The organism is Limnobacter sp. (genome assembly GCF_036405155.1).
Lineage (GTDB): Bacteria > Pseudomonadota > Gammaproteobacteria > Burkholderiales > Burkholderiaceae_B > Limnobacter.
In genome coordinates this window covers 447230-466330 of the sequence record NZ_DASWYD010000004.1, presented here as the reverse complement: position 1 = coordinate 466330, position 19101 = coordinate 447230, and the positions used below count along the sequence as shown (strand labels likewise).

The following is a 19101-nucleotide window of genomic DNA, read 5'->3' as shown; positions in this document are numbered from 1 at the left end:
AAAAAATGGTTGGACGATGCGGTGAGCTTATTTCAACAAACCCTTTTCGCGGTAAAACTTGGCTGCGCCTGGGTGCAGGGGCACGGGCATGCCTTGCAAGGCGTTTTCCAATTTCATCGCCTCAGCCGCCTTGTGCGCAGTGCGCAGCGCAGGCAAGTTGTCCCACAACAATTTGGTCATTTGGTAAGCGGTTTCATCCGACACATCAGCGCGGGTGACCAAGAAGTTCACGATCGCTGCGGTGGGTACGTCTTTGTCTTGCCCTTTGTAGGTGTTGGCTGGAATGGTGGCAGCGATGTAGGGCGCTCCCACTTTGGCGACAATGTCAGCCGGAACCGCGACCATGTTCACGTCCATGGAGGTTGACAAATCCTTCAGCGACGCCACACCCAAACCCGCCGATTGCAGGGTCGCATCAATTTGACGGTTTTTCATGAGTTCGACCGATTCGGCATACGGCAGATATTCGGTTTTGGACAAGTCCTTGTAGCCCATGCCCGCCGCTTCAAAAATGGCGCGCGCATTGATTTCCGTACCCGACTTGGGCGCCCCCACGGACACACTCTTGCCTTTGAGGTCTTTCAACGATTGGATACCGGAGGACTTGGCGGCCACGATCTGAACGTAGTTGGGATACACCGCTGCAATACCGCGAAGTTTCTTCAATGGCTTCTTGAAACCAGCCTCCTCATCGCCTTCCCAGGCCAGTTTCACCGAATCCCCCAGCGAAAAGGCCAACTCGCCCTTGCCCTGTTCCAGCAAGTTGAGGTTTTCTACTGAGGCTTTGGTGGCCTGCACCTGGGTGCGGGCACCCGGTATGTGATCACCATAGACCTTGGCCAGGGTAACACCCAGCGGGTAATAGATGCCCGTGGTGCCACCGGTGAGAATGTTGATGAATTCAGCAGACTTCGCTGGCATGGACACCAATGCCAGACCCGACAATGCACTGGCCAATAGCGCCTTCTTCACGTGGTTGAACATCATTCTTCGCCTCCTTGGGGGTTGTTGATTGAATTCTTGTCGGAAGACTATGGACTGAAGTTCAAGGGATGCGCAAGGATGCAAACCCGGATTTTGGGATCACTACGGGAAATTACGAATGGGGATATTGCGGTCTGGATAACGGGCAGAAGTGCGCCATAGGTTGAGACTGCGCGTTCACCTCTTGGCACTGCGCGTTCACCTCTTGGCACTGCGCGTTCGCACCCCTTTGCGACGGTCCATTGGTATTCCCCTCGCTGAGCCTCACGATCGCTGAGGTCGCCCCTCCAAAAAGCGAGTCGGGATCGACCTCTGTGCCAGCCTGAAGGCCTGGCCCACCGCGCCTGCTTGGCACGCTCGGGCCAATGGCCCTGACTGTCGCTGCAGGGGAGGCGAACCGCGCAGGCCGCCAACCGACTCGGTGCCATGCCACCAAGCAATGCCGGTGTGCCCGGCGACGAACAGTCAGCCCCCCGATCGGTTTGACCCGCACAGCATTCGAACACACGGACCGAGATGTTTGAGCGCCACCGGCGCGAGTTCTCGGGGCGGTTCGAAAGCGCGGGGCAACCTTTACTGTCGGGGGGGCGTTCGGCACGGGCTACCGGTGTTGCTGGGGGGCCATAAACCGGCACAGGCTGCCGGTGTTGCTTGGGGGGCAATCTACAGGCAGGGGTTACATCGGTGGCGCAGTGCCAATCACAGCCATGTCGGCGGTCATCACCCACCGCCCCGCAGCGTGTACAACTCAAAGGTTTTAACGAACTTCGCCCGTGCTTCCAATTCAACACCTGGCGTAAATTGCAGCAACACCTCTAGCCGCTTCATGCGCACCAATGCGATGACCCGGTCTGGCAGCGTGCTCCATGCAACACGCGCCAAACCGCTTTCCAACTGAAAGTCCTGCGACATCGTCGCAACAGATCCACGTGGCACCACACCCGAAATCATGTCCAGCCAGCGCAGCAATTCCCGCTCAGTACAACTCATGTCGAGCGTCTTGTGGGTTTGAAAATCAGGCATGCCGATCAGCCGCCAGCAATGGGGGGCCAAATGGCCAGCACATCGTCGTCGGTCAACACTTTGGATGCTCGATCTGCGGGATCGACATACACCCCGTTGACCAACACCAGGTGGGTCAATTTTTCGGGCAAATGAAACTGGTCGATGAGTTGTTGAACGGTGCTGCCATCAGCCACCTGCAAACGGACCGCGTTGTCCACACGGTCCGCCGGCAAGTAGTCGGTCAGTGTTGCAAAGAGTTTGAAGGTAATTTCCATGTGCTTTGGGATTGTGCGCAAGCCAGGTAGGCTTCCATCAGTCGGGTTGGATCTTTGAGCAAATGGTGTTTCCATTCACCCAACCGGATTTTGCCCTGAATCAGCCCACGCATCACACCCACATGGTCAGTCAGGCCCAAACTGGTGGCCCCAATCAGCACATCGTCTTTAAACTCAAGGCGCAGATAGGTAAAACCGTCGGTGTTTTTCAACTCCACACTGTCACCGCCCTCAGCGCCCCACCATTGACCAAAACTGGCAGCAATCAAACCCAATGTGTCCAGCACGTTCATGGCCAGGCTGCCCAGTGTTCGGGTTCCCAATCCCATCATGTTCTGTGCAGCAATCCGCGCGTCGTCGGCCGCCGCCGGTTGAATCATGTTGACGGTTTTTTGCCCGGTTGAAAAATCCCGAACCTGTGCCACATCGCCCGCTGCATACACATCCGGCACATTGGTTTGCATGTGGTCATCCACCAGCAAGCCCTGGTCCACTTCCAGGCCGGACCCTTCCAGAAAATCCAGATTGGGTTTCACACCGGTTGCAGAAATGATGAGGTCGCATTCCAGCGTTTCACCGTTGGACAGGCGTACACGCAGTGGGTTGCCTTCTTCAATGGCCTCCACTTTGGTGGAGCAGTACACATTCACGCCTTTGTGGATGCACCAGTCACGGATCATGGAACCTGCGCCCTCGGTCATCATGCGGGGCACCATGCGGTTGCCCATTTCCACCACGGTCAATTTCACACCGCGCAAGGCCAGCGCTTCCATGATGATGCAACCAATGAAACCAGCGCCCATCTGCAACACGCGCGAACCCGGTTTGGCCAGCTCGATGATTTCACGCGCATTCTCCAAGGTCCAGCACGGGTGTACACCCGGCAGGTTCACACCAGGAATGGGCGGGGATATGGGCCGGGCACCTGTCGCGATCAACAGCTTGTCGTACGACAACTGCTGACCGTTGTCCAGGTGGACCACCTTGTTGGCCGTGTCCAGCTTTTTGGCAAAGGCCCTTACCTCTTCAATGTTCTGCTTTTTGAAGTGCTCTGGGTCTTTGCGCAAATAGGTACCGCTTTCATCTACCCGACCAATCAGCAGGTAGGGAATGGCCATGCGGGAGTATGGAGGCTCAGGCTCTGAGCCCACCATCACAATCGAATCGTGAGGCCGCTGCTTGCGAATTTGCTCTGCAGCGACCACTCCCGCAGGCCCGTTACCCAAAATAACGTGCCGCGTTGTGTTGGAACGATTGCTCATAGCCCCAGACGCTCCAGTGTGGCCTTGGTGGGTCGTCCTTCACTGTCCCAGCCACGCAACTCGTAGTACTCGGGCAGCATCTTGTCGATGCCGTTGACCAAGCCTTTGGCTGGCCCCACCTTGGCAGCATCTTTTTTCAAACGCGCGGGCAGGTCGTCGTCGGCTTTGGTAAAGCCAGCGGCCAGGTTGAATTGGCGCTCAAGGTTCCAGATGCGCTCACCCATGGTTTCCAGGTTGGGCATGTCAAACTCTTCGCCACACGCTGCCGCCACTTGTGGCTGAACATCGGCCAGCGTCCAGGCAAAGCTCGTGAACACGCAAATGCCCGCCGAGTCGAAAATGGCCGTTGCATCCTGAAACGCCTTCACCAAACCGGGTTTGCCGTCAGTGGTCAAGGGGTCGGTTTTTACTGGAATGCCCAGCACCTCGGAGGCCACCGTGTATGAACGCAAATGGCAAGCACCGCGGTTGGAGGTTGCGTAAGTCAAGCCCATGCCCTGAATGCCCCGGGAGTCGTAGGCGGGGAATTCCTGACCCTTCACGCTCATGGACAGTTCAGGATGACCGTACTTTGTGCACAGGCGTTTGGAACCCTGCCCCACTTCCTTGCCGAAACCTTCGCCGTTGCAGGTCCACTCAGCCAGCTTGGTCAGCGCTTCAGAAGAACCGAACGGCGCCTTCACGCCAATTTGCTGCTCGGTCAGCACACCCATCTCGTACAGTTCCATCACCGCAGACACGGTGGCCCCAAACGAAATCGGATCGATGCCGTGCTCGTTGCACAGGAAGTTCACGTAGGTCAGTGCTTCAAGGTCGTTCACACCATTGGACGAACCCAGCGCCCAGGCCGCTTCGTATTCCAGACCACCCGAGGCACCCCAGTACTGCGGCTTGTTCTCGACCGTGTAATGGGTTTCGTCGATTTTGGAAATTCGCCCACAGGCGATGGTGCAGCCAAAACAGGCCTGGTTGGTCACCAGGTTGGCCTTGCCATCCGTGGGGCGCTTTTCGTGCATTTTTTCGCCAGAAATGTCCTTCGCACCGTCAAACTGCACCTCGCGGTGGTTGTTGGTCGGCATGGCGCCCATTTCATTGATCACGTTCATCAACACTTGGGTGCCGTAGGTGGGCAAGCCCTGGCCAGTCACTGCGTTTTCAGCCAGAATTTTTTTCTTCTCGAAAGTGACCTTCATGAACTCCTTGGGGTTGGCAATGTTGCCCACACCCTTGGTGCCTCGAACAGCAATCGCTTTCAGGTTCTTGGAGCCCATCACAGCGCCCACACCAGAGCGCCCGGCAGCACGGTGCAAGTCGTTCACAATCGCAGCATACAACACCTGATTTTCACCGGCGCGGCCAATGGATGTCACGCGAATGAGCGGGTCCTGGTGTTTGGTCTTGATGGCGGGTTCAGTTTCCCAAACACTTTTGCCCCACAGGTCCGACGCATCCAGAATGGTCGCCTTCTCATTCTCAATGAACAGGTAGACTGGCTTGGACGCCTTTCCTTCCAGAATCACCATGTCCCAGCCGGCGTTTTTCAACTCGGCGCCCCAATAACCACCGGAGTTGGAACAGGCAATGGCACCAGTCAGCGGGCCTTTGGTGATCACGGAATAGCGACCGCCCGTGGAGGCCATGGTCCCAGTCAGAGGGCCCGTGGCAAACATCAACTTGTTGTCAACCGAGAGTGGATCCACCTTGGCATCCACCTCTTCCACAAAATATTTGGTGGCCAGGCCACGCTGACCCAAATAGGTCTTGGCCCAATCCATGCGCAGGTCTTCGGTTTTGCAGGTGCCTTCGGTCAGGTTCACGCGCAATACTTTTTTGGTCCATGCCATTTCAAATTCTCCCTTCTCTTGCTTGCTTATGCGTGTGTCTGGTTGCCCAGCTTGTCAGCCCACTGCTTCATCTTGTCCAGTCCGGTCCAGTTGGAATCCACGAAGGTGATCGCACCGGTTGGGCACGCTTCTGCACAAGCTGGATCACCGCCGCACAGGTCACATTTTTGAACCTTGCCGGTCTCCTGAACATAGTTCACCGTGCCGAAAGGACAAGCGATGGTGCACACCTTGCAGCCCACACACACGGACTCACTCACCACTTTCACGCCATTGGTTTTGTCCAGCGTAATGGCTTCGACCGGGCATGCGTGCAAGCACCAAGCCTCGTCACACTGGGTGCAGGTGTAGGGCACTTTTTTGCCAGTGTGGTGGAAGTCGAAAACCTTGATTCGCGACAATGAGGTATTGAAGACCTGGTAGTTTTCGTAGCTACAGGCCATTTCACACTGCAGGCAACCTGTGCACTTGTCAGGCGTGATGTGAAGAGACTTTTGCATCCCGTGTTCCTCGCATTGATTTGTTGGATTTGTTCTGGGTTTGCGGGTTTGTAACCCACATTCAAAGCCTGTTATGCAATAACCCTGCCAACCAAAGTGCTGCTTTCAAGGTTCATTCGGCAACAGATTTCCGAGTTTTTGAAAACCACTCTCATTCAGATGGAGCAGTTGTTGCAATTTGGTGCAACTGTGTCACGCCGGAGCGATTTATCGGGTCTGCCAGTTATTCGCCCCAGCAATGCCGGTAGCCCGGTTCGTTGGTCTGCGCCCAGCAACGCCGGTAGCCCGTGACTGTGTACAGCCCCCAGCAACACCGATTGCCCGGTCCCATTTATAGCCCCCAGCAACACCGGTTGCCCGGCCCGAACGCCCCCCGAAGGTAAAGGTTGCCCCGCGCACTCGAACCGGACCGATAACTCGCCACTGCGTGGCTCAAACATCTCGGTCCGTGTGTTCGAATGCTGTACGGGTCAAACTGATCGGGGGGCTGACTGTTCGGCGCCGGGCATATCGGTATTGCTGGGGGGCAAAAAGACTCGGTGCAATTTGGTGGCACCGTCTCTGCGGCCTGCGCGGTTCACCTCCCCTGCAGCGACAGTCAGGACAATCTGCAAAACCGTGACAAGCAGGCGCGGTGGGCACAGCCTTACGGCTGGCCCAGAGGTCGATTCCCGACCGTTACTTTTGGAGGGTCGACCTCAGCGATCGCGAGGCCCAGGTTTTGAGCCACAGATTGGCCGTCGCCAAGGGCGAGGTAACCGAGCAGTGGCGCAAGTGAAGCCTTCGAAAATCTTTGGTCACTGCACGGCTCTGCACACTAAACAACAGTGGTTATGGCCGAACGTATGTCAACCCATACTGCTGAAACAGCTTGGCCAACTCGCCAGACTCTTTCAATTCATTCATCGCTGAGGTCAGCTTTTCAGCCAACACCTGGTTGCCCTTTTTGGTCGCCATGCCAACCACCCAACCCTTCGGCGGCAGTGAGTTGTGCGGCACTCGTGACACATAAAAATTGCCCTTTGCCTCCGGGTGTTTGGCCAACGCGCCTTCCAGCTCAGCGCGTGTTGCCATCACAGCCACCAGCTCACCTTTTAGCATGGCTTCAACAGCCTCGCCTGGCGATTTGAAGTTCACAAGATTGGACGAGTACGAACCGCTGTCTGCACCCGCCAACAACTGGCTGGGCAACGAAGCTGCCTCCGCTCCAATCTTGTTGCCCTCTTTCATGAAGGGCTCGAGGCTGGTCAATTCCGGTAGCGACTTGACATTGCGCGCCACGAAGATGTCATCCCGGGTGTACGGGTTGAAAAACAGCACCTGCTTTTCCTGCTGCATCACATAGTCATCAATGGGGGCATGCATCAAAATATCGGCAGGCGGACCAGCCAGGTAATGGCCTTTCCACACCATGTTGCGCAAGTCATCGGACATGGTTTCGTCTTCATTGAACGCGCGCACCTGGATTTTCAAACCCAGTTTTTTGGCGAGCGCTGCGGCAATGTCCACGTCCAGCCCCTTGCCCTGGTCGGAGAAGGGTTCAAGGTGGTTGTATACCGCCACCTTCAGCACACCCGATGCCTTCACCCGCTCCCAGTCCTCCGCTTCCTGCGCCAACGCAGGGAGGGACAACGCGGTCAAAACCAACAAGCCAAGCTGGACCACTCGCTGGGTCAGCGCACGGCGCAACACATTCATGAACGGCTCCTGGAGTTACTCGTATTTGCGGGTTTCAATGTACGACTTGATGGCCCAAATCGCTTCCTGGCCAAAGATGCCTGCAAATGGGGGCATGTAAACCCGTCCATCCCGCACTTTTCCGCCCAGCACCGAGTTGCGGAAATAACTGTCAATGTCAACCTGGCATTGGGCCTTGGCCTTTTTGTTGGTCAGGGTTGCGCATTCATCATTCAGTTTGCGCAGGTCTGGGGATATGCCGCCACTGACCGCTTCCAATCCATGGCAGCGCGCGCAGTTTTGGTTGTAGGCCGAAGAACCCACGCGGATGGCCTCCTTGTCGCCGGAATACGGATTGCTGTCCAGCATATTGTCGCCAAGCGGCTTCAAGGTTGAAACATCCACAGCCTGTGGAACCACATCACCGTGGGCCATGACCACGCCCGATGCAAGGGCAAACACAATCGCCAGAGCGGCTTTACGAGCAAACATCCACAACTCCTATCTGTATTTGAATATCGAACAGTGGCGGTGTTGCAAGGCGCATGCCAACAAGGAAAAAAATGGGCTTTCAGGACGCTCGAGAGTGGCGTGCTGCAACGCAAACAGGATTGTTAAACACCATTAAATCAGAAGACCTTTTTGACAGCCAGCAAAATAAATGTGTGGTATCTTGAACAGGTCAAGTGTTCAGTTTTGCAACACCTTGCAGAGACTTGGCACAGTGTTTGCATCAGCGGTCAACACTGCCGGTGAACGGGTCACAAGAACCCGACACGCAGGGCTTTGGTAGCATCGCAATACGATACCTATAACAACGCAGCACCCACAAAAAGCAGGAGACACGGATGACTTACCTATCCGACAAGGACACTGGGGGCGTCGCTTCACGGGCCCAAGTGCTTGAGTTGATTGATCCCGGCACGGAAGGGCACTTGGAGTTTATTCGGCGCGCCCACCAGCGTTCCAGCGCAGCAGGCTTGGACACCAGCTCCAAAGTCGAAATGGCCCCGCCACCGGGCGCCGCCCTGCGCGAATTGGTGGAAAAGAACAACCGTTTGCGTTCGTGCGCACTGCCATTCATGGAGACACTGTACGAGCAGGTGGTGAACACACACAGCATGGTGCTACTGACGGATGCCAGCGGCACCATCATAGAATCGTTGGGCGACGACGACTTTCTCGTCAAGGCCCAGAAAGTGGCACTGTCACCGGGCGTGACCTGGAGCGAAAGCAGCAAAGGCACCAACGCCATTGGCACTGCACTGATTGAAGAGCTGCCCACCGTGGTTCATGGTCAGGACCATTTTTTGGATGTGAACCGGTTTTTAACCTGCTCTGCCGCGCCCATCTTCGACCCGACAGGCTTGCCCATCGGTGTACTCGATGTGACAGGCGACTACCGCAGCTACCACCGCCACACGATGGGGCTGGTCAGAATGTCTGCGCAGATGATTGAAAACCACTTGTTCAATTCATCCTTTCAGGACGCCATCATTCTTCATTTCCACCAACGGGGTGAATTCCTCGGGTCGGTGGTGGAAGGCGCGGCCGCATTCTCGCCAGCCGGCAAGTTTCTGGCGGCCAACCGGGCCGCCATGATTCAATTTGGCATGTCCAGCAATGCCTTGAAGTCACACACCTTCAGCTCGCTGTTTGGCATGCCGCTGTCGTCCCTGATCGACCATTACCGCACGGCCAACCCCATCCCGCTGATTCTCTGCCTGCACAACGGGAACCAGGTCACCGCGCGCGCCAGCCTGGGCTCGGTGGGCCGAAGCCGCTTTTTTGACGCAGTGGGACTGGCCAAGCAAAGCAGTGACAGCAATGGACCCAGTGTGGCAACCAACCACACGCAAGCCAAGTCGTCGGGCCACACCCAGTGCAGCAAGAAAACCCACCTGTCCAGCCTCAAGTACCTGAACACCGGTGATCCACAAATTGCCAAAGTGATCGACAAGGTTGGCAAGGTCATTGACAAAGACATCCCGATTTTGATTTTGGGAGAAACCGGCACGGGCAAGGAAATACTGGCTCAAGCCATTCACAACGACTCACCACGGCATGACTATCCGTTTGTGGCCGTCAATTGCGCCTCCATCCCGGAAACATTGATTGAGTCTGAGCTGTTTGGCTATGAAGACGGTGCTTTCACGGGCGCCAAGAAAAAGGGATCGCAAGGCCGAATATTGCAGGCCAATGGAGGCACGCTGTTTCTGGATGAAATTGGCGACATGCCCATCTCGCTGCAGGCCCGCTTGCTGCGGGTGCTTCAGGAGCGGGTGGTGACACCACTCGGTAGCCAAAAAAGTATTCCGGTCAATTTGCAGGTGATTTGTGCAACCCACCGCAATCTGCGCGATTTGATTACAACCGGCGATTTCCGGGAAGACCTGTACTACCGACTGCACGGATTGGTGGTGAAACTGCCTGCACTGCGCGAGCGGAAAGACTTGCCGCGCATCATCCAGCGCATTTTGGAAAATGAATCCAGCAATCCGGAAATCCGGGTTTCTGATGAGGTGCTATCGGCATTCCAAACGCACAGCTGGCCGGGCAATATTCGCCAATTGACCAATATTTTGCGAACAGCCAGTGTGATGGCAGAAGACCGGGAAATGATTGAGTGGGACCACCTGCCCGATGACTTTCTGGATGAGTGGGAGACACTTCGCCTGGACAAAGCCCACGCGGCTGCTGAGCATACCAATCAACCGGTGAGCAGTGCGCCAGTGCATGCGTCTGCAATGTCGAACAACATCGATTCGCAGCACAACGAACCCGACACGTCCAACGTTGAGCACCGACGACCAGCCTTCCAAGTGCGCAGCAACATGGGGCAAGCGCAAGCAGTTCGGAAGTTCCCGTTTCAGGTCAAAGTGCACACACCGGCCAAAGCCGCTGCGCCCGCAGCGCGAGCGGTCGCATCCAGCCCCACGGCACCCACCGGTGGTCTGGATCAAACTTTCAGCAAATTTCGGGAAGGTCGGTTCAATGGTTGGTTCAACCAAGGTCGACAAGACCCGGGGCAAGCCATGGACACCCGCCAACCCAGTGCTTTCTCGGTGAATGCACGGATGGGTTATCGGGATGATTTTGCTGAGGACCCCGTGCAAGACAGCCGGTACGACAATCGCGTGGACAGCCGAAACCTGCATGATGCTCGAGCACAAGGCTACCTCGGCGGAAAACACACGGCGATGCAGGCACGGCCAAGCGAGCACCCGATGAATCTGGACGATTTGGAATCCAAAGCCATTCAAGAAGCTTTGGAGAGCTGCCGCGGCAATGTGAGTGCAGCGGCCCGAATGTTGGGCATTTCCAGAAACACCATCTATCGGCGCTTGAATACCAAATAAACGCACCCTCAGGCTCACCGCATGAGCCTCCCGAAAAAAGCCACCCAAGGGTGGCTTTTTTTGTTGTGCTGACCTTGCACACCCTGCAACAAGGTCAGAACACCTGCTCCGCTCTGCATCACACACCTGCGTCACGGCGGGTCATTCCTGCTCCAGCCAGAGGCGCTTGAGTCACGTCACAGTGTTTTCCTTGAACGTACAGGTTTTTCTTACATTTTCTATTTTTCTCATTATTTTCAATAACTTATTAACTGGCATACCTTTTGCCCTATGCCCTCCAAGTCCACAAAACGCACGCGTGATGTGGGCGGGCTTTGGAAGACAACAAGCAACAACTTTTAAAACTACAACTGGAGGGTTGATCACATGATCAGCAAAAAATTAGTAGCAGCTTCAATTCTGGCAGCCATGGGTACATCGGCCCACGCAATCGGCTTCAAGGCCGGTGAATGGGAAATGGACATTTCTGGTTCGGTGAATGCGTATTACAACACCACCAGCTGTGACAACGTTGGACAAACCGGCGCGTCCGGTGCCTTGGGCGTGTGCGGCAGCACAGCCACAGGCCAGGACCGCACGACCATTCAAAACGGTCTTCTGCCCGGTTTCATCGTGTTCAGCGCCTCCACCAAACAAGAAGGCTACGACCTGAAAGCCGTGATCTCCATTGACCCAGGCACGACCAACACTGGCGCTGGCGCATTCTCTGGCGGCGTGGGTCAAACCGTGGGTGACCAGCGTCGCGTCTATTTGCAATTCGGCAATGCTGAAATGGGAACGATCAAGGCTGGTCGTGACATCGGCTTGTTTGGTCAGAACGCCATTCTGAACGACATGTCCCTGTTGGCTGTGGGCGGTGGATCCGGCTACAACGGTGTGCTGAACACCACACTGGGTTCGATTGGTGCAGGCTACATTTACACCGAATTCCAACCTCAAATCACTTACACCACACCCGCGATTGGCAACCTCAGCCTGTCCGCAGGCGTATTCCAGCCCAAGAACCTGGGCGGCACAGGCACTGCCGAAAACAGCTCACCAGGCTTCCAGGGCCTGGCCACGTACAGCCTGGGCAACACCGGCAAACTGTGGGCCTCGTTCATCAATCAGTCCCAGAAAAGCACCACGGCCAACACCGATCGCAAGCTGAACGGTTACGAAGCCGGCGGTACATTGAACTTCGGTGAACTCAGCCTGACCGGCAACTACTTCGGTGGCAGCGGTGTGGGTACCACACTGATCGGTTTCGGTGGATACGATGCAAACGGCGGCAAGCGTGATTCTCAGGGTTACTTCACCCAAGCCACTTACAAAATCACACCCAAAACCAAAATCGGTGTGAATTATGGTTCCTCCAGCCTCGATGCCACCGGTGCAGACACCGCCGCCAACACATTGATGCTGGACCAAACCAATCAGTACGTGTTGGGCCTGTATCACAACCTGACCCCGAGCCTGACCATTGGTGCCGAGTACATCAACATTGAACAGAAATACCAGGGCGGCACATTGGCCCAGCGTTCACAGAAGGGTGAAGCAAGCACCTTCGCAGTGGGCGCCATCATTTTCTTCTGATCACCCAACCACCCTCCGTTGGTGATCTTCCCAAGGCGCAGGCCCACAAGGCTTGCGCCTTTTTACATTCGAAGGTGTTGCAGAATGGTACACATCGAACAGCCAAGGACCGCACGGCACGGCTTTTGCTAAAACTGGTTTGAGAATGGCAATGCTCGACAACAGCCAATTGCTTCAAACTCAGCCCCTTCCCGGAAGCAGAAGGGTTTTATTCAAAAGCACAAGGAGGAATTTTCATGCAGTGGACTACACCATCATTCGTTGACATGCGTTTCGGTTTCGAAATCACCATGTACATCGCCAATCGCTGATTGCCGATTGAACAAACCCTGGGCACCCATCATGGGGCTCAGGGTTTTTTTTACCCTGAAGCAAACAAACCCATGAAAATAAAAGTGTTGGGATCCGCAGCCGGTGGTGGCTTTCCGCAGTGGAATTGCAACTGCAAAAACTGCCAGGCGGTGCGCGCAGGTGCACCCGGTTACAAAGCCAGAACGCAATCGTCGATTGCCATATCCGATGGATCCGCCAACTGGATTTTGGTCAATGCCTCCCCAGACCTGCTGACACAAATCAAAAACACACCCGAGTTACAACCCAATCGCAGCCCGCGTGATTCGGGCATTGCCGCAGTCATCCTGATGGATGCACAAATCGACCACACCACCGGTCTGCTGATGATGCGTGAAAGCAAAACGCCCATGCGCCTGTACACCACGCCCGCTGTGTGGGAAGACCTCACCAATGGCTTGCCACTGGTGCCCACCCTAGGCTTTTATTGTGGCGTGCAGTGGACCCCGCTGTGCACCGAGTGTGACGAGCCCTTCAGCATTGCACCGCTGGACACCATTCGAATCAAATCCATTCCCCTGGTCAGCAAGGCACCGCCCTACTCACCCAACCGCTACGCCCAACGCGTGGGCGACAACATCGGTTTGCTGATTGAAGACGTGTCCACGGGCAAAACCGTGTTTTATGCACCGGGTCTTGGAGAAATCACACCCAACATTCTGCCTTACATGCAGGCAGCCGATGTGTTGATGATTGATGGCACCTTCTGGACCGAAGATGAAATGATCACCCAAGGCTTTTCCAGCAAAATGGCCGCCGACATGGGCCACTTGCCCCAAACCGACAAACCGGGTGAAAAAGGGTCGGGTATGATCAGCCAGTTGCGCCAGTTTGCGCATCAACGCAAAGTGCTCATCCACATCAACAACACCAATCCGATTTTGTACGACCACAGCGACGAGCGCGCCATTCTGGCCGACAATGGCATTGAAGTGTCCTACGATGGCATGGAGATAGTGGCATGAGCGAGCAACCCTGGACCCACGCGGAATTTGAAGCCCAGTTGCGCAGCAAAGGTGACCGCTACCATATTCATCACCCGTTCAATGTGCAGATGCGCGAGGGCAAACTCAGCAAAGCCCAACTGCAAGGCTGGGTGGCCAACCGGTTTTACTATCAGCTCAACATTCCCCAAAAAGACGCGGCCATCATGGCCAACTGCGATGACCGCGAAACCCGTCGCCGCTGGATTCAGCGCATCATGGACCACGATGGCTTTGGCGACAATGCCGGGGGCATCGAGGCCTGGAGCCGACTGGGTGAAGCGGTGGGCATTGAACGCAGTGTGTTGTGGAGCCAGGCTTTGGTGCTGCCCGGCGTTCGCTTTGCGGTGGATGCCTATGTGAACTTTGCGCGCCGAGCGCCCTGGCAGGAGGCGGTGTGTTCATCGCTCACTGAAATGTTCGCACCTGAAATTCACAAACAGCGCCTGGCCAATTGGCCCACCGACTACCCGTGGGTGGCCAGTGATGGATTGAACTATTTCCGGTCCCGAATCAGCCTGGCCGAGCGCGATGTGGAGCATGGCCTTGAGGTCACGCTGCGCCATTTCAAAACACGGGCAGAGCAAATGCGCGCATTGGAGATTTTGCAGTTCAAGCTGGATGTGTTGTGGAGCATGTCAGACGCGATTGCCGCGGCATACCCCAACGACACATCAACCTCGCACAGGAAAGCAGCCGCATGAACCTGCCCACCCACCCCACACTTAACCGCCTGTTTCGCCTGCAATACGAAGCCGCGCAAAACACCCACGTGCTGTTGTATCCAGAGGGCATGGTCAAACTGAACCAGTCGGCCAGTGAAATCCTCTTGCTGTGCGATGGCTCACGCACGGTGGGCGACATCATCGCGACGCTGGAAGCCAAATTCAACACCCCCGAATTGGGCGCCGACATCACCAGCATGCTGGAAGAAGCCCTGCGCCGAAACTGGATTGAGTAAATCGTGACCATGGCAACGCCTCGCCCTGCTGGCCCGCTGTGGCTATTGGCTGAATTGACCTACCGGTGCCCACTGCACTGTGTGTTTTGCTACAACCCGGTGGACTACACACGGCAAGACACTGAACTCAGCACCGAAGCCTGGAAGGACACGCTGAAACAAGCACGCGCCTTGGGGGCGGTGCAGTTGGGCTTCTCGGGGGGTGAACCGCTGTTGCGGGATGATCTGGAAGAACTGGTGGCCTATGGCCATTCACTGGGGTACTACACCAACCTGATCACCTCTGGTATCGGCCTGAAGCCTGCACGGCTGGAGGCGTTGAAAAAGGCGGGCCTGGACCACATTCAGGTCAGTTTTCAGGACGCAACCCAGGCGGCCAACGACGCCTTGTCTGACACCAAGACATTCGCCAAAAAGCTGGAGATTGTTCAAGCCGTGAAAGCCGCTGGCTGGCCCATGGTGTTGAACGTGGTGCTGCACCGCTTGAACCTGGACCACATCGACGCCATCATCGAACTGGCCGAAAAACTGGGCGTGGAATACCTGGAATTGGCCAACACCCAATATTACGGCTGGGCCTACCAAAACAAGGCGGCGCTTATTCCCACCCACGCGCAATTGCGCCATGCCGAAGAACGGGTGCAGGTGTGGCGGGAAAAGCTGGGCAAACGCATGAAACTGCTGTTTGTGGTGCCCGACTATTTTGAGAAAACCCCCAAGCCTTGCATGAGTGGCTGGGGCAACGTGTTTCTCAGCATCAGCCCGGACGGTACGGCACTGCCCTGCCAGGCCGCACGCATGCTGCCCGGCTTTGAGTTTCCGAATGTCAAAACCCACAGCATTGAACACATTTGGTATGAGTCGGACGGTTTTACACGCTACCGCGGGGACAGCTGGATGAAGGACCCTTGCCGCACCTGCCCCGACAAAGCCAAGGACTATGGTGGTTGCCGCTGTCAGGCCTATCTCATCACGGGTGATGCCGCCCAGGCCGACCCGGTGTGCCACAAATCCCCCCACCACGAGAAGGTGGTGCAATTTGTGGAGCAGGCTCAAACCATGAGCCCAAACCAACCGGTTTACAAAGTACAAAAAGCCGAACAGCAGGCAGGCGCTGGTCTGACCGAGGCACCCGTGGTGTGGTACCGCAACGATGCCAATTCCCGTCACCTGTCCAGCACCTGATTGACCGTGATGCCCCAGCCAGCGCCCGCCTTGGCTTGCCGCAGCCTCAGCTACGCCTGGGGTCAGCAAACCGCGCTTCAACAGGTCGACTTCCAGATTCCCAAAGGCCACTTGGTGGGTTTGCTGGGCCCCAATGGTGCTGGCAAAACCACCCTCATCAGCCTGATTGCAGGGCTTTTAAGACCCGGCAACGGCAACGTTGAACTGCAAGGGCAAGACATTGGCGCGCTGGGCCCTGCTGCACGCGGGCAACTGGGTTTTGTGTTCCAGTCTGTTTCACTGGACCGCTTCATGTGCGTGACAGACAACCTGCGCTTTGCAGCCGGTCTTCAGGGCATGAGCGCCAAAGCCTGCGACCAACGCGTAGAAGCACTGATGGAGCTGGTACCCATCGCCCCATTGCTCAATCGCACCGTGGCTGGTTTGTCAGGCGGACAACAACGCCTGGTTGACATCGCCCGCGCACTCATCCACACACCCAACGTGTTGATTCTGGACGAACCCACCAATGCGCTGGATGTGCCATCCAAAGACGCTGTTTGGCGCACCCTGACCAGACTTCAAGCGGAGGCCGGGTTGACGCTGCTGGTGGCCACACACCGCATGGATGAGGCGGGCAGTTGCGACGCGGTTGTATTCCTGAACCAGGGCCGAGTGCACTGGCAAGGCACACCAGCCCAGGCCCTGCAACAAATGCCTGCGCAATGCGTTACCGCCACCCGACCCGTGAACCTGACCGACTGGTTTGTGTGGACATTGCAGAAGGACCACAGCGGAGAATGAAGAATTTCTACATTGCCGTGTTGCGCCGTGAAATGCACAAACAGCTTCGCCAACGGGACAGACTGGCGGCAGCCATGGTGCGTCCGCTGTTGTGGATGTGGGTCATCGGCGGTGGCCTGCAAGCCCTGGCAGGCGCTGATTACAGCACGCGCCTGTTGCCGGGCATTGTGGCCATGACCTTGTTGTTCGGTGGCATGATCGGCGGTTTGTCGATTGCGCTGGACAAAGATGCTGGCACCATGCGCCTGCTGGTGACCGCCCCCGTTCACCCCATTCATGTTCTGTTGTCAAAAGCCTTGGCCGCCATGCTGGGTGCCTTGCTGCAAGCTGGCCTGTTGGGCTTTATCCTCATCTTGCTGGAGATCCTGAATTGGCTGGTGCACCCGCTGGGTTGGTCGCTCACACCCTGGTTTGCCTGGGTAGGACAATTCACCCTGCCCCACCTTGGGCTGCTGCTGGCGGGAACCACCCTGTGTGCTGCGGCCTGCGCCAGTCTGGGTGTGGTGTGCGGCGTTTTTTCCAAAAGCATTGATGGCTTTGCCGTGCTCATGAATTTCGTCATTTTCCCGGTGTTCTTTTTCAGTGGTGCGCTGTACCCCACCCACAGCATGCCTGCTGCCGCACGCGCCATCGCCCAACTGAACCCGTTCACCTATGGTGTTGACCTGCTCCGCCACGCGTTTGGCAGCCATGCTGAGTATTCGGTGTTGTGGAGCGCAGGTCTGCTGGTTGGCAGCACCGCGCTTTTGCTGGGTTTGGCGCTGTGGAAATATCAACAGGGTGGCGCAGTGCAACCCCTTCAACACGGCTGAATTTATTGACAGATCGTCTATTTATTGAATTACCCAAATACAACAATTTAACAAAAAATAGATAATTTACTGATCATTTTCCGCACGACCGTTCGGAATTTTGCTTACAATGGCCTCACATCCAAATCCACCTCAATGAGGAAGACATGAGACCATTCCAAATACGCTCCATCCCAGCAGCCCTCGCCCTGTTGTGTGCCGCCGGCACAGCCCATGCCGCCGGTTTTGCCCTGCTTGAACAAAACGCCAGTGGTGCCGGCGTGGCCTTTGCCGGCAAAGCCGCCATCGGTGAAGACGCCAGCGCCGCCTGGTTCAACCCGGCGTCCATGAGCCGCATCAAAGAGCGCCAGTTTGTGCTGGGCGCCCACTATGTGGACCTGAATGCAGACTTCAACACCACCAGCTCCACCCCACCCCCCGGACGTCCAGCTGGTGCGGGCAGCAGCTTTGGTGACGTGGGTTATATCCCCAATTTTCACCTGGTGGTTCCCTACAATGACCAGATCAACTTTGGTGTGTCCGTCACCGCCCCGTTTGGCCTGAAAACCGACTATGACCCCAACTGGGCCGGTCGCTTCCAAGGCGTTACATCCGACATCAAGTCCATCAACATCAACCCGTCCATGTCCTACCAGGTCAACAAAGAATGGTCCGTGGGTGCCGGTGTGTCAGCCCAAAAGCTGGATGCCAAATTGACGTCCAAGGTCAACTTTGCACCATTTGGCGGTACTGAAGGACTAACCTCCATTGAGGGCGATGGTTGGGGCTACGGATTTAACCTGGGAGTCATGGGGCAGATCACCCCAAACACCCGGGTCGGTGTGGCCTATCGTTCATCGATTGAAGAAGATCTGGAAGGGAATGTCACCTTCAGCAACGTGCCCGCACCGGTGGCCGCTGTGTTCTCCAACAGCGACCTCACCTCCAAAATCCGCCTGCCAGCCAGCCTGGCCATTTCCAGCGTGACTCAACTGGACCCCAAGTGGCAGTTGTTGACGGATGCGACCTGGACCGAGTGGAGCACCATTCAGCAACTGGACTTCCAGCGTAAAAATGCGGGCCCCGGTGCCGCAGCACTCACCCCGCAAGACTATGAATGGAAAAACACCTGGCGCTTTGCAGTGGGCGGTATTTACAAGTACAACGACCACGTGAACCTGAAAGCTGGCTTGGCGTATGACATTTCACCTGTGCCCGATGAACGCCGCACTGTCCGCCTGCCGGATGAAGACCGCTACACCCTGGCCTTGGGTTCCCAATACCTGATCGACAAGAAAACCACAGTGGATGTGGCATTCCAGTACGTGAAACCCAAGAGCGCCAATGTGAACCGCACGGAGGGCAATCCAGCTGCTGGCCAACAGAACACCATCGTGGGCGAAGCCGATGGCCATGCCTACGTGTTGTCAGCCCAATTGGCTTACAAATTCTAAGACCGCACTGCGCCCAAAAAAGCCCCGCAAGGGGCTTTTTTTATGGGTGTCGTCACCAGGCACCAGTTAAACCCTGAGGGAAATTTTCAGCATGGTGCAGTACACTGCGTGC

Annotated in this window: 18 protein-coding genes; 10 read left to right on the top strand and 8 right to left on the bottom strand. The window is 56.3% G+C overall.

The window, feature by feature from the left end; genetic code table 11:
- Window positions 1–27: 27 nt before the first annotated feature.
- The 8 genes from VGE55_RS06060 to pedF all read right to left on the bottom strand — a co-directional run bounded on the left by VGE55_RS06060 (window position 28) and on the right by pedF (window position 8039).
- On the bottom strand, window positions 28–987 hold the full coding sequence (locus VGE55_RS06060) for a TAXI family TRAP transporter solute-binding subunit (protein ID WP_331130798.1): 960 nt from the start codon (window positions 985–987) through the stop codon (window positions 28–30).
- Between the two features lie 717 nt (window positions 988–1704).
- Window positions 1705–2007, bottom strand: coding sequence for a hypothetical protein (locus VGE55_RS06055; RefSeq protein ID WP_331130797.1), 303 nt, complete (start codon window positions 2005–2007; stop codon window positions 1705–1707).
- Window positions 2008–2012: 5 nt separating this feature from the next.
- Window positions 2013–2264 carry a MoaD/ThiS family protein gene (gene thiS, locus VGE55_RS06050; RefSeq protein ID WP_331130796.1) on the bottom strand — a complete coding sequence of 84 codons (252 nt, stop codon included), beginning with the start codon at window positions 2262–2264 and terminating at the stop codon, window positions 2013–2015.
- Window positions 2231–3526 (bottom strand): NAD(P)/FAD-dependent oxidoreductase, encoded by a 1296-nt coding sequence (locus tag VGE55_RS06045; RefSeq protein ID WP_331130795.1) that lies wholly within the window; start codon window positions 3524–3526, stop codon window positions 2231–2233. Before VGE55_RS06045 ends, thiS begins: the two co-directional genes overlap by 34 nt.
- A complete protein-coding gene (locus tag VGE55_RS06040; RefSeq protein ID WP_331130794.1) occupies window positions 3523–5370 on the bottom strand; it encodes an aldehyde ferredoxin oxidoreductase family protein in 1848 nt (615 codons plus the stop codon). The genes VGE55_RS06045 and VGE55_RS06040 overlap by 4 nt, the downstream gene beginning before the upstream one ends.
- 26 nt (window positions 5371–5396) lie before the next feature.
- Window positions 5397–5870, bottom strand: a complete 474-nt coding sequence (locus VGE55_RS06035; protein ID WP_256764469.1) for a 4Fe-4S dicluster domain-containing protein — start codon at window positions 5868–5870, stop codon at window positions 5397–5399.
- A gap of 831 nt (window positions 5871–6701) precedes the next feature.
- Window positions 6702–7568 (bottom strand): substrate-binding periplasmic protein, encoded by an 867-nt coding sequence (locus VGE55_RS06030; protein WP_331130793.1) that lies wholly within the window; start codon window positions 7566–7568, stop codon window positions 6702–6704.
- Window positions 7569–7583: 15 nt separating this feature from the next.
- Entirely contained in the window at window positions 7584–8039 is a 456-nt protein-coding gene (gene pedF, locus VGE55_RS06025; protein WP_331130792.1) for a cytochrome c-550 PedF, read from the bottom strand.
- Window positions 8040–8395: 356 nt separating this feature from the next.
- Between pedF and VGE55_RS06020 the strand changes: the two genes are divergently transcribed.
- The 10 genes from VGE55_RS06020 (at window position 8396) to VGE55_RS05975 (ending at window position 18989) form a co-directional block, all read left to right on the top strand.
- Entirely contained in the window at window positions 8396–10906 is a 2511-nt protein-coding gene (locus VGE55_RS06020) for a sigma 54-interacting transcriptional regulator (protein WP_331130791.1), read from the top strand.
- 366 nt (window positions 10907–11272) lie between these two features.
- The gene (locus VGE55_RS06015) at window positions 11273–12481 is read left to right on the top strand and encodes a porin (protein WP_331130790.1); all 1209 of its coding nucleotides are present in this window, start codon (window positions 11273–11275) and stop codon (window positions 12479–12481) included.
- 236 nt (window positions 12482–12717) lie between these two features.
- On the top strand, window positions 12718–12792 hold the full coding sequence (pqqA, locus tag VGE55_RS06010; RefSeq protein ID WP_083797182.1) for a pyrroloquinoline quinone precursor peptide PqqA: 75 nt from the start codon (window positions 12718–12720) through the stop codon (window positions 12790–12792).
- A gap of 72 nt (window positions 12793–12864) precedes the next feature.
- A complete protein-coding gene (gene pqqB, locus VGE55_RS06005; protein ID WP_331130789.1) occupies window positions 12865–13797 on the top strand; it encodes a pyrroloquinoline quinone biosynthesis protein PqqB in 933 nt (310 codons plus the stop codon).
- Complete coding sequence (gene pqqC, locus VGE55_RS06000; RefSeq protein ID WP_331130788.1) at window positions 13794–14519, top strand: pyrroloquinoline-quinone synthase PqqC; 726 nt, start codon at window positions 13794–13796, stop codon at window positions 14517–14519. Before pqqB ends, pqqC begins: the two co-directional genes overlap by 4 nt.
- Window positions 14516–14776 carry a pyrroloquinoline quinone biosynthesis peptide chaperone PqqD gene (pqqD, locus tag VGE55_RS05995; RefSeq protein WP_331130787.1) on the top strand — a complete coding sequence of 87 codons (261 nt, stop codon included), beginning with the start codon at window positions 14516–14518 and terminating at the stop codon, window positions 14774–14776. The genes pqqC and pqqD overlap by 4 nt, the downstream gene beginning before the upstream one ends.
- A gap of 9 nt (window positions 14777–14785) precedes the next feature.
- A complete protein-coding gene (pqqE, locus tag VGE55_RS05990; RefSeq protein WP_331130786.1) occupies window positions 14786–15961 on the top strand; it encodes a pyrroloquinoline quinone biosynthesis protein PqqE in 1176 nt (391 codons plus the stop codon).
- Between the two features lie 9 nt (window positions 15962–15970).
- On the top strand, window positions 15971–16744 hold the full coding sequence (locus VGE55_RS05985; RefSeq protein WP_331130879.1) for an ABC transporter ATP-binding protein: 774 nt from the start codon (window positions 15971–15973) through the stop codon (window positions 16742–16744).
- Window positions 16741–17556, top strand: coding sequence for an ABC transporter permease (locus VGE55_RS05980; protein WP_331130785.1), 816 nt, complete (start codon window positions 16741–16743; stop codon window positions 17554–17556). Before VGE55_RS05985 ends, VGE55_RS05980 begins: the two co-directional genes overlap by 4 nt.
- Window positions 17557–17702: 146 nt before the next feature.
- Window positions 17703–18989, top strand: coding sequence for an OmpP1/FadL family transporter (locus VGE55_RS05975; RefSeq protein ID WP_331130784.1), 1287 nt, complete (start codon window positions 17703–17705; stop codon window positions 18987–18989).
- Window positions 18990–19101: the final 112 nt, after the last annotated feature.